This window comes from Methanoregula sp., from assembly GCF_028679125.1.
In the GTDB taxonomy this organism is placed as follows: Archaea; Halobacteriota; Methanomicrobia; order Methanomicrobiales; family Methanospirillaceae; genus Methanoregula.
Map to the genome: position 1 here is coordinate 14626 of NZ_JAJRCG010000011.1, position 12586 is coordinate 27211.

At 53.3% G+C, this 12586-nt stretch carries 11 protein-coding genes; 6 read left to right on the forward strand and 5 right to left on the reverse strand.

The features are described from left to right. Nucleotides 1–9: 9 nt before the first annotated feature. Both LUQ43_RS08675 and LUQ43_RS08680 read left to right on the forward strand, forming a co-directional pair. On the forward strand, nt 10–807 hold the full coding sequence (locus LUQ43_RS08675; RefSeq protein ID WP_299966376.1) for a helix-turn-helix domain-containing protein: 798 nt from the start codon (nt 10–12) through the stop codon (nt 805–807). A gap of 902 nt (nt 808–1709) precedes the next feature. Then, nucleotides 1710–2714: a transcription initiation factor IIB gene (locus LUQ43_RS08680; protein ID WP_299966377.1), complete on the forward strand. Its 1005-nt coding sequence runs from the start codon at nt 1710–1712 to the stop codon at nt 2712–2714. Between the two features lie 197 nt (nt 2715–2911). Here the strand turns inward: LUQ43_RS08680 and LUQ43_RS08685 are convergent, their stop codons facing one another. Further along, nucleotides 2912–3202, reverse strand: coding sequence for a 50S ribosomal protein L30e (locus LUQ43_RS08685; RefSeq protein WP_299966378.1), 291 nt, complete (start codon nt 3200–3202; stop codon nt 2912–2914). 518 nt (nt 3203–3720) lie between these two features. Continuing rightward, nucleotides 3721–6315 carry an ATP-dependent chaperone ClpB gene (gene clpB, locus LUQ43_RS08690; RefSeq protein WP_299966379.1) on the reverse strand — a complete coding sequence of 865 codons (2595 nt, stop codon included), beginning with the start codon at nt 6313–6315 and terminating at the stop codon, nt 3721–3723. A gap of 449 nt (nt 6316–6764) precedes the next feature. Between clpB and LUQ43_RS08695 the strand changes: the two genes are divergently transcribed. Beyond that, a complete protein-coding gene (locus LUQ43_RS08695; protein WP_299966380.1) occupies nt 6765–7214 on the forward strand; it encodes a hypothetical protein in 450 nt (149 codons plus the stop codon). A 136-nt stretch (nt 7215–7350) separates the two neighbouring features. Here LUQ43_RS08695 and LUQ43_RS08700 read toward each other — a convergent pair whose 3' ends face one another. Next, the gene (locus tag LUQ43_RS08700; protein WP_299966381.1) at nt 7351–7860 is read right to left on the reverse strand and encodes a multiprotein bridging factor aMBF1; all 510 of its coding nucleotides are present in this window, start codon (nt 7858–7860) and stop codon (nt 7351–7353) included. A 276-nt stretch (nt 7861–8136) separates the two neighbouring features. Here LUQ43_RS08700 and LUQ43_RS08705 point away from each other — a divergent pair, with 276 nt between their 5' ends. Beyond that, on the forward strand, nt 8137–9312 hold the full coding sequence (locus LUQ43_RS08705; protein WP_299966464.1) for a proteasome-activating nucleotidase: 1176 nt from the start codon (nt 8137–8139) through the stop codon (nt 9310–9312). A 70-nt stretch (nt 9313–9382) separates the two neighbouring features. On the opposite strand, the gene LUQ43_RS08710 is transcribed toward LUQ43_RS08705, so the two are convergent. After that, nucleotides 9383–11146: a YfhO family protein gene (locus LUQ43_RS08710; RefSeq protein ID WP_363318509.1), complete on the reverse strand. Its 1764-nt coding sequence runs from the start codon at nt 11144–11146 to the stop codon at nt 9383–9385. Between LUQ43_RS08710 and LUQ43_RS08715 the strand changes: the two genes are divergently transcribed. Both LUQ43_RS08715 and LUQ43_RS08720 read left to right on the forward strand, forming a co-directional pair. Further along, nucleotides 11145–11414 carry a hypothetical protein gene (locus LUQ43_RS08715; protein ID WP_299966473.1) on the forward strand — a complete coding sequence of 90 codons (270 nt, stop codon included), beginning with the start codon at nt 11145–11147 and terminating at the stop codon, nt 11412–11414. The genes LUQ43_RS08710 and LUQ43_RS08715 overlap by 2 nt on opposite strands. Nucleotides 11415–11890: 476 nt before the next feature. Then, nucleotides 11891–12019 (forward strand): hypothetical protein, encoded by a 129-nt coding sequence (locus LUQ43_RS08720; protein WP_299966382.1) that lies wholly within the window; start codon nt 11891–11893, stop codon nt 12017–12019. 57 nt (nt 12020–12076) lie between these two features. On the opposite strand, the gene LUQ43_RS08725 is transcribed toward LUQ43_RS08720, so the two are convergent. Next, on the reverse strand, nt 12077–12568 hold the full coding sequence (locus LUQ43_RS08725; RefSeq protein WP_299966383.1) for a DUF5804 family protein: 492 nt from the start codon (nt 12566–12568) through the stop codon (nt 12077–12079). Between the last annotated feature and the right edge of the window lie 18 nt (nt 12569–12586).

Consider the following 12586-nt stretch of genomic DNA (forward strand, 5'->3'; position numbering starts at 1 on the left):
ATTAAGGAAGTGCTCCTGAAACTAGTAGCTAATACCATGATTGAGGACGCGTTACTGACGCAGCTGAACGAGATCGGGATGAGCGAATACGAGGCACGGGTGTACGTGAGTCTGTCAGCGTTAAGGGTGGCAAGCGCCCGTGAAATCCACGAGCAGACGAAGATTCCCCGTGGCAGGATCTATGAGACGCTCGATTCCCTCTCCAAAAAGAAGTTTATTGTCTCATCGGGCAAGGCGCCCGTGCGGTACTCGCCGGTTGATGTAACCGCGACGTTTGAGCGGCTGAAACGGGAATCCGTGAAATCACTTGAAGGATTGCATGAGCGCCTGAAAACCCTGGAAACCGAGACACCGGCACCGCTCATGCAGGGATATAAACTGTATACAGACTGGACCCGGGATAACCAGATCCGGATGATGCTGAAAAGGGCGAAATCAGAAATTATCCTTCTTTGCAATGATGAAGAATTTCTCAGCCGGTATGGCAGCGACATCTCCCGTGCAGCAAAACGGATTGATGTGTACCTTATTGTCGGAAGACCTGAACTTGCGGGGTCTGTACCGGTAAAATGCTATATTGGCGGGAAGGATATCGAATCATCGTTCTTTTGCCAGGATACAGGAGAAAAGACCGGGCTCTCGATGAAATTGTTATTGCTGGCTGATCGGGCTGAGTCTCTCTCGGTCATGGAGGATACCGGCAGGCTGACAGGAATTTTCATATCCCCGGATATTTACGCCGGCTACCTGTCGCGAAAAATTATCCAGGATATCCAGCCGGTTGACCGTCCGCGTACGAGAACCTGAAAGGGACAGCTACCGGATATCCGGAAAACCCCGGTTTTGAGATACCCTGTGGCGGGCAGGGGTCCGTGAAGATCGCGGATTTTTCTGCGCGGTCGCCCGGGTTTTCCAGGTTTTCCCCGGGTTTTTTTATACTGCGCTCCTGTTCGCCCCACTACCTGTTCTGATGCAATCTATCGGTCATTCCGTATCCGTGGTGGAACGTCTTTCGATCAACGCCGGCCTGTCCTTGGCTGCATGATATTTTACAGGGGCATCCATTCAGACTGCGGGTTCTCCCTGCTTCGGTTCGCGCGGTCTCCTCGCCGGAGGGAAATCGTTGGGGAGATTACCCGCATCAACTGGTACTGGCGTTGCCGCGAAGTAAAACCAATGCATCATGGAAAGGCTCAGATAATTCTGGCAGAGCAAAAAACCATTATTTTCCCGGAAACGGTTTAAAAATAGTGTTTACGCCGTGATTTTGCTATGCGGGTGGCTCACATTACCGTTCTTTCGGCATATAGCATCATGCCAAGACATATAACCTTGCCCTGACAAGAGTCCACATCAAGTCTGATGAATTCTTTCAGACTGGGGACAGCAGATGGGAAATTATCATTTTTGCAGGGATTGTGAGTACATCAAAATCCGGATGGTACCGGGCCTCAATGGACCGGCAGTAAAAGAGATGTCATGCCCGGCCCGGTTCAACCCACGGGAAGGAAAGTGGATTCCGGCGAACGGGGTGAACCCGCACGAATGCCCCCGGAATGAAAATTTCATGCGAATCCAGAAACAGAGCGATGAACGCAGACTCCGATGAATATGCAGTGAATGGATATACCGTAATAACATCCCGCGGATATCCCGGCATCATGGAGCAGAAAAACAAGACAACCAGATCATCAGCAAGGGAAATGTGAATGCAGGAAATTGAAAAACTGAAAGTCCTCCAGTCTCAGCGTGAATCGTTCAGATCCCGGACAATACAGAAAGAGCAGGAGAAGAAAGCGGAAAGCCAGACCGAAACTACCTGCCCGGAGTGTGGCAGCCGCGTGCTTGTTCACGACCGTGAGCGGGCAGAACTGGTCTGCCAGAGTTGCGGGCTCGTGATTGATGACGAGTTCATCGACCGGGGTCCCGAATGGCGCGCGTTTGATGCCGACCAGCGGATGAAACGGGCCCGTACCGGTGCACCGATGACCCTCACCATCCATGACAAGGGTCTCTCTACCATGATCGACTGGCGCAACAAGGATTCATATGGCAGGTCGATCTCTTCCAAGAACCGGGCCCAGCTCTTCCGTCTCCGCAAGTGGCAGCGCCGGATCCGTGTCAGCAACGCGACCGAGCGGAACCTTGCGTTCGCACTCTCGGAACTGGATCGCATGGCTTCTGCACTGGGCCTGCCGCGGAACATCCGCGAAAGCTCTGCCAGGGTCTATCGCGATGCAGTCGACAAGAACCTGATCCGCGGGCGGAGCATCGAAGGCGTGGCAGCAGCGGCACTCTATGCCGCCTGCCGGCAATGCAGCGTGCCTCGTACTCTTGATGAGATAGCAGAAGTCTCCCGGGTCTCAAGAAAAGAGATTGGCAGGACCTACCGGTTCGTCTCCCGTGAACTTGGCTTACGGCTCCAGCCTACATCCCCGCTGGATTATGTGCCCCGGTTCTGCTCGGGCCTTACCCTCAAAGGTGAGGTCCAGAGCCGGACCATTGAGATCCTCCGTCAGGCCGCCGAGCGTGAACTGACGAGTGGCAGGGGCCCGACCGGTGTCGCGGCAGCAGCGATCTACATTGCCTCGGTCCTGGGCGGGGAGCGGCGTACCCAGCGCGAAGTGGCGGAAGTTGCCGGTGTGACCGAGGTCACCATCAGGAACCGGTACAAGGAACTGGCAGAAAAACTGGATATCGAGATCATTCTCTGATCCCGGTTTTTATTCCGATCGTGATGCCATCAGATTCCCGATCTTTTTTGGACAGCAGGATGATCCTGTCATCAACGCGGAAGAGAATAATGCCAATCTTTTCAGGTATGCCGGGCTGACAGGTGCTCTCCCGAAATGGACCAGAACCTGTGATACCGGCGCGTAAAACTGTAAGAAAAACGTTTATCCGGATCAGGTCATGTCCGCATAAAGGACAGGATATCTGATTCGCCGGGGTTGATGATTGCCAGCGTGCTCACGGAAAACGGTTTCCTGCATACATTCCCGAGTGCCATGCTGGAACCTTCAAAGGTGTGAATGAACGCATTCTTGTTTTTGGTGATTTTTGTTTTGATGGTTGACGGACAATTTCCCGCAACAACGATCATCCGGGCTGTGCCCTCTTTGATACATTTCTCGGTCATTACCGGGCCAAGAACCACACTTCCTGTTTTTAACGCTCGAAAGAGTTGTGTATTGAAATCCATGTGAATCTCTCCTCATTACCCTGCCGGATTCCCTGTTGTCCGGCACGATGTAGTTGAAATCGTCATGCCCGGTCCTCCATGCGGGATATCCGGGTTTTTGCATGTTGTTACCCGGGACACAAACGGCCGGGAAAATCCAGGCATTCGTTTTCCTGATCTCAGGCTTCATTCATCCGGGTTCTCTGATCAATCCTGGGGATTGGATCCGTTCGCGGAGTTGTGCGTACCATCCTCATGGTGAACGACACATCCGGGCAGAGACGACATCGCGTGAAAACCAACCATGGCGTGCGAGTCTTTAAAAATCTCTGGTGCTTCATAAACGGGGGCTGTCCAGATAACCTTTATTGCTGTTTCCAATTTTTGTGACATTATCCCCATGAAGTCCAGATGACGGTTTTTAAAAACTGTAAGGCCGGTCATGGCGCCATCAGGCCCCCGTCCCTCACACCCGGACCCACCAGTCGGCCAATGCAATTGCGGGATTTGCAGCGAAAGAGTGTATCATCCCTGCCGGATCAGGTATTCGTGAACAGCAGTTTCCCTTTGTTCTCATCAACCACGATCTCTTTCTCTTTGTTCACCGTTCCGTCAAGGATCATCTTTGACAATTCATTCAGCAGGTTCTTCTGGATCACCCGCTTTATCGGCCGTGCACCGAACTGCGGGTCAAAGCCCAGGGTGGCGATGAACCCTATGGCCTTCTCTGTTGCCCGGATCCGGATATCGCTCTTTGCGAGCATCTTCTGGACAACTCCCACCTGGAGTTCGACAACCTTCCGGATCTCATCCCGGGTGAGCGGCTGGAACATGATGATCTCATCGATCCGGTTGAGGAATTCGGGACGGATTGTCTTTTTGAGCAGCTCGAACACTTCTTCACGGGTGCGGTCGAAGACCTCATCCCGGTTTTTGTCCGTGACCGTCTCAAGGTTTTCCTGGATAATATGAGACCCGATGTTCGATGTCATGATGATGATGGTATTCTTGAAATCCACGGTGCGGCCCTTGTTGTCGGTCAGGCGCCCATCGTCAAGGACCTGCAACAGGATATTGAACACATCCGGGTGGGCTTTCTCGATCTCATCCAGCAATACCACGGAATAGGGCTTTCTCCGGACCGCTTCGGTCAGCTGCCCGCTCTCTTCATAGCCCACGTAGCCCGGGGGCGCCCCTACCAGCCGCGAGACGGTATGCCGCTCCTGGTACTCCGACATATCGATCCGCACCATGCTGTTCTCGTTGTTGAAGAGGATCTCTGCAAGGGCTTTTGCCAGTTCCGTCTTACCGACGCCCGTAGTCCCGAGGAAGATGAACGACCCGATCGGGCGTTTTGTGTCCTGCAGCCCGGCCCGGCTCCTCCGGATGGCATCGGCAACCGCCCCGATGGCTTCATCCTGGCCAACAACGCGCTTGTGGAGTTCGGCTTCAAGGCCCAGCAGTTTTTGTTTCTCGCTCTGCAGCATCCGGGATACGGGAATGCCGGTCCAGCGCGAGACCACTTCGGCGATCTCCTCGGCATCCACCTCCTCGTTCACCATCGCCGAATCCTTCTGCAGCACGGTCAGTTTTCCCTTGAGTTCCTCAATGGTCTTTTCGGCGGTGGGGATACGGCCATAGCGGATCTCTGCTACTTTCCCGAGATCCCCTTTGCGTTCAGCACTTTCGGCTTCGAATTTCAGGTTCTCGATCTCCGCTTTACGCACCTGGATCTGGTCGACAAGATCTTTCTCCGACTGCCACTTGGCCGTCAGGCGGTTTCGTTCCTCGGTCAGGTTCCCGATCTCTTCATTGAGGCCTTTGAGTTTTGCCTGGTCCTTCTCACGTTTGATGGCTTCCCGTTCAATCTCCAGCTGCCGGATCTTTCGTTCAATGATCTCCAGTTCTTCCGGTTTCGAGTTGATCTCGAGCCGGAGTTTTGATGCAGCCTCATCGATCAGGTCGATTGCCTTGTCGGGAAGGAACCGGTCGGAGATATACCGCTGTGAAAGTTCAACAGCGGCGATGATCGCTTCATCCTTGATCCGTACATGGTGATGGGTCTCGTATTTTTCCTTGATACCCCGGAGGATGGAGATGGCATCGAGTGTGTCCGGTTCATTGACCATCACCGGCTGGAAACGCCGTTCGAGCGCTTTGTCCTTCTCGAAATATTTCTGGTATTCCTTTAAGGTCGTAGCGCCAATGACATGCAGTTCCCCGCGTGAAAGCGCAGGCTTGAGGATATTGGCCGCGTCCATGGCGCCCTCACTTGCTCCGGCCCCGACCAGGGTATGGATCTCATCGATGAACAGGACGATCTCCCCTTCAGCACCAATCACTTCCTTGATCACGCTCTTTAACCGTTCCTCGAATTCACCATTGAACTTGGCCCCGGCGATCAGGGCTCCCATATCAAGGGAAAAGATCTGCTTGGTCTTCAGGTTATCCGGTACATCCCCATCAATGATCCGGTGGGCGAGACCTTCGGCAATGGCGGTCTTTCCCACGCCCGGTTCCCCGATGAGGATCGGGTTGTTCTTTGTTCTCCTTGAAAGAATCTGCAAAACCCTTCGGATCTCTTCGTCACGGCCGATGACCGGATCGAGTTTCCCGGTACGGGCAAGATCGTTCAGGTTACGGGCAAACCGGTTCAGGGCATTATAACTCTCTTCCGCGTCCTGGTTGTTCACCGTTGAACCTTTCCGCAGCTGGCTGATGGCAGTCTTCAGTTCTTTTTCCGAAACCCCGTTCTCCTTCAGCAGCCGTGAAGTGTTGTCGTTGACCGAAAGTATTCCCAGGAGGAGATGCTCTATGGAAACAAATTCGTCCTTGAACTCCTGGGCAAGTGCCGCGGCTTTCTGCAGGGCCTTCGTGGCATCGTTGGAGAGGTACTGGTTTCCTCCCCCGCTGACTTTGGGATAGGCATCGATGATCCCATCGAGTGACGGAGTGAAACGATCGAGGTTCACATGCAGTTTTTTGAGAAGATAGGGAATGACGTTCTCGTCAACCTGGAGCATCCCCCTGAGTATATGCGCAGTCTCGATCGCCTGGTTTTCTTTAGCCGCTGCAATCTCCGTTGCTTTCTGTACGGCTTCCTGTGATTTGATGGTAAAATTGTTGAAATTCATGATGGTCGCTCGTCCTTCATTGGTCTGAATTTCACTATCCGGTATGCGTAATAGCGTTGCTTCCTGTCAAATAGTTTGTCAATACGGCAGTTGATACGGAAAGAAGGGATGATCACAAGGGGAGCCGGGAATTCGGATTTCGGAAATCTCCCGGTCTGGCAGAGTACCCCCTGGTGGCGGTCATCTCGGTAAGAGGGATATTTCCGGTGTCTGTATAGAGGCCATGTTCACGCTCCGATGAAGTTGGTTTTCTTCTAAGGGCCCGTTGTCCCCCGGTATGATCGTTCAGATTGCCCTGTCCTGTACAGGTGCAGTGATGCCGCCTTATTCAGGAGACACCTCTCTTTAATACGTCAGCGATCACCAATAGTGTTATAACTGCACTATCAGGTAAATAGTGCAAATTTCCCGGGAGCAGATACGATCTCCAGGAGATACTGATTACGATTATGGAAATTTCAGGAACCGGTATATCGGAAGACCGGATTGTGGCACTGGAAAAAACGTGCCGTCAGATGGATGTACTGGTCAAGGCACTGCTCGATGAGATGCTCGATCTCAAGGCAGTCATGATGAAGATGCCCCCGGCGGGGGGAGAATACAGCGATCGGGACTTTGCGGACCCCGCTGTCCCCATTGCGGTTTCTGCGGGTACCAGCACCATCCTTCGTTCCCGGGGTGCACGCCCGCAGGATGCACCGGTTGCCCCGGCCGAGCCTCAGATGGTGTGCATCATGCAGAACGACGGGACCATGAAAATGGAGCAGCGGTGCGGTGAGCAGAGTATGATCAACTCCTCGGCAGGATACGGAAGGAACCGGAAGAGCAAGCCTGAAACCAAACAGGACCCGCTGATCTTTGCTGCCGAGGTAGATCCTTCCGACGCTGCAAAGAAGTAATTTTTATTGCTTTTTTATTGATGGTGGCAGTTAATGGGGATTGTCAGGAAGATTCTTGTTTGAACCTGTCAGTCGGCGGCTCCGCGAATCAGATGAACGGGGCCGGTCATTGATTCTTCTATAAAAAAAGATACGATTATTTCTTTGCTTTCCTGATGACGGTCAGGTCGCCGAGCGTGGGGGCAAGGGATCCGGGAACTTTCTTCTCCACGTCCGTCTCCGGTGTATCGAGCAGCCGGATGCCGAGCACCTTCTCCAGTTTTTTCCGGACGCTCTCTTCGGGGATCAGGTCGTGGTTCTCGATCTTCTGGATGAGGTGTTCCTTCTCCTTCATCTGCATGGCGAGATCCTTCTGAGAGAGCCCCTTCTCCATCCGGGCCTGCCGGATCAGTTCATGGTAATTATCGACAACATCGCCTTCGATATAATCAAACATATCTCTCTTCCGGTACGCGGACGAGACCGCAACCGGGGCCTTTGCACTGCCCTGCCGGGGAACAGACGGGCGGACAAGGTCCGTGCGCCGGACCTGCTGGACCTCGGTGCCGAACTTCCCGCACTTGCTGCAAACCTGCAGCTCGGCCCCCTCAACCCGGATAAGTTTGGGTGGGCCGCGAATGGTTTCACCGCACATTTCACACTGCATAATCTCACAAGAAGGTTGCTTTCAGACTATAAATGCTCACTGACTGCGGCAGGCCAAACCTGACCCGGTCGCGATTCTCACGGTTGCCTCGTCACAAACACTTTATATGCTCTTTCTCAATATTACTAGTTGAGAACCGCGATGTCCGACACCCTCCACCAGTCCCCTGAACCTCAGACGCCTGAAGAGCTGTACCGGCTGTACCGGACCCTGTCCGAACAGCTCCGCGAGCAGCTCGCCCAGATCGAGACCGACAAGCACGATCTCGAAGTCCAGATGATGGAGCGTGTCGGCAACCTGGAATCCCGCAATCTCGAACTCCGCGAGCAGCTCCGCCAGGTTGAGGCGGACAAGCGGTACATCGAGACCCAGAAGATCCGGTACGAGCGGGAAGTGAGGAAACTCAAAAGCGAGAGCGAGCAGCTGCGCAGCCCCCCGCTCATCATCGGCACGGTAACCGATGTGGTTGATACAACGCGGGTGATCGTGCGCAGCAGCGCCGGGCCCCGGTTCCTTGTCCGGAGTTCCCCGTCCATCAATCCGGAGGATCTCAAGCCGGGAGCGCGGTGCACGCTGAACCAGCAGTCGCTTGCCATTGTCGAACTCCTGCCAAATTCGTTTGATTCGCAGGTGTACGGCATGGAACTCGTGGACTCCCCGCAGGAGAACTACGCTGACATCGGGGGCCTTGAGAAGCAGATCAATGAGATCAAGGAGGCAGTGGAACTGCCGCTCAAGAGGCCGGAACTGTTCCGGAATATCGGGATCGATCCGCCAAAGGGCGTTCTTCTCCACGGCCCGCCCGGCACGGGCAAGACCCTGCTTGCCAAGGCCGTGGCACACGAGACCAATGCCCATTTCATGCGGGTCGTGGGATCGGAACTGGTCCAGAAATATATCGGCGAAGGAGCGCGGCTCGTCCGTGAGCTGTTTGACCTGGCGAAGAAGAAAGCCCCGACCATCATCTTCATCGACGAGATCGATGCGGTCGGCGCGAGCCGGACCGAGGCAAATACCTCTGGTGACCGGGAAGTCCAGCGCACGCTCATGCAGCTGCTGGCCGGCATGGACGGCTTCGACAACCGGGGGGATGTGAAGATCATCGGCGCCACGAACCGGATCGATATCCTTGACAAGGCACTCCTCCGGCCCGGCCGGTTCGACCGGATCATCGAGATACCCCTGCCTGACGAAGTCGGGCGTCTCTCCATCCTCAAGGTGCACTGCCGGACGCTCACTATGGATGACGATGTCGATCTTGTCAGGGTGGCAAAGATGACCGACGGAAAGAACGGTGCCGACCTCCGGGCCATCTGCATGGAAGCCGGGATGTTTGCCATCCGCAAGGAACGGCCGGCCATTCTCGATGAGGACTTTATTGCCGCCATCGAAAAGGTGGACCTTGACTTCAACCGCGGGCCGGCCGATGTCGAAGGCGCGATGTTTGCATAACCTCTCACAAGTCTTTTTTTAATTCCATTGCCGGACTATACCGCGATCGGGACTGGGATCCAGAATGCGATCATAACGTCAGACTTTTGGGAAAATAGGTAAACAAGACCCGGTGTGTCCCGGGATCGAGATAGACAGCGCGGAATATTCCATTGTACCGCTCAACTGTGGATGTCTTACCGTTATCCTGCACGGACCAGCCCGGGTAATAGATTTCACTGAGTACGAGATAGCCGGGTTCTTCGGTGGTAACATTCACCCTGATGGCATTCGGGGTGTACTGTTCGATCCGGGCTGGTTGCAGGGATACCGGTGTTGTATTGGTAAACTCCAATGATGGGATTACGTACGCCCGGGGCGCTGTGACATTGAGCCGGTATACCCGTACGGAATTGTTGTAATATACGCACTCAAGACCACTGACCGCAAAATCATCTGCATAGTTCCTGGTGGTGATGATGTACCTGACATTCAGGGATCGTAAAATATCAAAATCGCTGATAACCGCGCCCTGCATCCACAGGTAATACCCGGAATAGTCCTCCTGCTGTGACCGGATGAAATACGCCTGGTACTCCCTGAGATACGTTGGATCATACCCGCTGATGAGGTGCAGGTTGTTCTGGTATGCTACATACTGGTACTGGTTTAGGTATTCGGTTTCATCATACACCCGGTAATAGGTATCAGTTTCATTGGCTATCACCGGGATATATTCCGGGTTCCTGAACACTTCCTGAGGTGACTTTGTATCGATAAACCGCATACCGAAGAAAAAGAGATCGAGAATAAGCATGCCGATGAGCAGGATCTTTACAAGATCCTTCCGTGACACCGAGGGTGTACTGCTGTTCAGCACTACGGGTGCAATACAGAATAGTGTGACAAATGCAGTCCAGCCAAAAACAGAGAGCAGGTAGTAGTCCCGTGCCAGGATACCGGTTAACGATGACAGCAGGAGGATAATCCCTGATACTGCTGCAATAACAATGCATGCCAGGTTCAGGGATCGTGTACCAAAGATCGATATAAACCGGCGCTTTTCAGATTTCCTGTCGTCAAGCAGTGCATCAATGCCAAAACCCGCAAGGATCGCCAGGAAAAATGTACAGACAAACAACATGCGTGCGGGAACCCGGAACATGGAAAATCCGGGGATATAATCAAAAAAAATCTTATAGAGCGGGAAGTTTGCTCCCAGGGAAAATAACAGGGCAAAGAGCGCCAGGAATAACAACAACCCGACATGGCGTTTTCTCTGGAAAAACGCTGCTATAACCAGCAGGAATAATGGCAGGATGCCCATATACCATGCAAATTCCCAATACTCAACAGGGGGATTGACATGGATCTGGGTGACGGGTCCCAGGGGATTTCCGTGGATATCCGGGAGAACCAGGGTGATCAGATTCTCAACCGGCAGGGAAAATTCTGTGGAGAACCGGTAACTGACATCCCCGGCCCGGTTGGACCATTGTGAATATTCCTCTACCGGAAGAACCAGGACTGCCGAGAGCAGCGCACAGAGAAGGACCGGTATGAGCACCATGATGGCAATATGGCGCAGTTTTTCCCGGAATGTCGGGAGGGTAGGAAAGAGAAATGTCCGGGCGAAAAGGTAGACAAGACAGATAAAAATACCGTAGAGCGCAACCTGGAAATGGCCGCTGAAGACCATCAAAGCCATGGCGATGCCGGCAAGGATCGCATGGACGATCCGGTTATGCGTAAAAGAACGCTCAAAGAACAGCAGTACCAGGGGGAACCAGACCAGTGTATCAAGGATGGGAAGATGACCCGCGTAGATTCGCAGGATAATTGTCCCGCTGAACATGAACACCACGGCAGAGAAAAAAGATGCAAATTTGCTCAGGCAAAGGGAACGGGCGAATAAAAACGAGAAAACCCCGATCAGGAATATCTCAAGGATACACAACCAGCCAAAAAGGAGGCTGGAATTTACCGCTATGAACGGCCAGACAAAAGGGCAGAATAACTGGGCCTGGGGATTTCCTATGAACGGGGTCCCGGAAAAGGTGTACGGATTCCAGAGCGGAATGTTGCCGGTATTCTGGACCGTTGCCCCAAAAAACGAACGATAGAATGACCACATTCCGGTGATGTCATTTCCCGATACATCCCCCGGGGGGTAGAGCATCTGATCGTAGTGAATAATTACCGGATAAAAGAACGCACTGGTCAGAATGAATAACGCGATGATCTCCTTGTGAGACCGCAGTATTGGCAATATCCGGTGTATGAGGGAGTTCATGATACCTGGTTTTGATAGGATACAGTGCAGCCGGCATGCCTGCCAGAAATACGCCCTTTGCAAATACCTAGGTTCAGTGTGCTTGCGTATGATATTTAAATTCGAATCATCCGGTTTCTTTCCCGGGTAATCATGTAACCCCGGGGTTGCAGGAATCTCCTCCGGTGTATTGGTAATCACCCTGCCCCGTTTTACGAATATATATCCTGACAGACCGATGGTGGTGGTACGACAGTAATGGATATACCCTGCAGGATTCTGCCAAAGAAATATCCTGTTACTGCAACGTAAAGGGAGAAAATACGAATGACCTTAACAAAAACTATCCATGATTACCCGGTATTTCTCCGGGCCGTCGAGGGCCTTCCGGTCCTTGTTCTTATCGTGGGATGCTTTGCTCTCAGCTGGCTCCTGCACCGGGAACCGGCCTTCTGATCGCCGGATTAACCCGGTACCTTTTTTTAATGAACCGACAGGAACGGACACGCCCCTTCACGGTGACGGATTGCTGCTTCCCTCATCCTGTACGTCCATCAGTTCTCCTTCCTCAACTTCATCTTCCGCGCACCAGATCTCCAGTGTCCTGTCCGCCCCGATATATTCCTGGTGGTATTCATCAATCGTGGAGCCCGGGGTCATGGGGACGGAACTGATAAGTTTCCCGTCGCGGAACGCATAGAGCTTGCGGAAATGCCAGCCGGGCCAGAGCACCGCGGTCCGCTCAAAGTAGACATCCTGTGCCAGCTGGTGGGTAAAGTAGATCCCGTGTTCCCACTCGAACAGGGGTTCGCGCACGTACCGCCGGATATACCAGCGGAGTTCCTTTACCAGGGAGAGTGCGCTGCTGAGTGCCGCGCAGGAGATATAGACCCCGCAGGGTTTCTTTTTCGGGTGATAAAACCTCAATGCCAGACGACTGGTTTCTGATGAGAAAAGGGTGTGGTGGAGATCGATTCCATCGCGCTGGATCAGGAGAATGTTCATTCCCGTCTCCGGTTGTCA

What these genes read in the sequence shown, in the direction of transcription:
- LUQ43_RS08720 (WP_299966382.1), top strand. Translation starts at nt 11,891, where the DNA reads ATGACCTTAACAAAAACTATCCATGATTACCCGGTATTTCTCCGGGCC.
- LUQ43_RS08710 (WP_363318509.1), bottom strand. Translation starts at nt 11,146, where the DNA reads ATGTTCAGCGGGACAATTATCCTGCGAATCTACGCGGGTCATCTTCCC.
- LUQ43_RS08705 (WP_299966464.1), top strand. Translation starts at nt 8,137, where the DNA reads ATGATGGAGCGTGTCGGCAACCTGGAATCCCGCAATCTCGAACTCCGC.
- LUQ43_RS08725 (WP_299966383.1), bottom strand. Translation starts at nt 12,568, where the DNA reads ATGAACATTCTCCTGATCCAGCGCGATGGAATCGATCTCCACCACACC.
- LUQ43_RS08680 (WP_299966377.1), top strand. Translation starts at nt 1,710, where the DNA reads ATGCAGGAAATTGAAAAACTGAAAGTCCTCCAGTCTCAGCGTGAATCG.
- clpB (WP_299966379.1), bottom strand. Translation starts at nt 6,315, where the DNA reads ATGAATTTCAACAATTTTACCATCAAATCACAGGAAGCCGTACAGAAA.
- LUQ43_RS08715 (WP_299966473.1), top strand. Translation starts at nt 11,145, where the DNA reads ATGAACACCACGGCAGAGAAAAAAGATGCAAATTTGCTCAGGCAAAGG.
- LUQ43_RS08685 (WP_299966378.1), bottom strand. Translation starts at nt 3,202, where the DNA reads ATGGATTTCAATACACAACTCTTTCGAGCGTTAAAAACAGGAAGTGTG.
- LUQ43_RS08695 (WP_299966380.1), top strand. Translation starts at nt 6,765, where the DNA reads ATGGAAATTTCAGGAACCGGTATATCGGAAGACCGGATTGTGGCACTG.
- LUQ43_RS08700 (WP_299966381.1), bottom strand. Translation starts at nt 7,860, where the DNA reads ATGCAGTGTGAAATGTGCGGTGAAACCATTCGCGGCCCACCCAAACTT.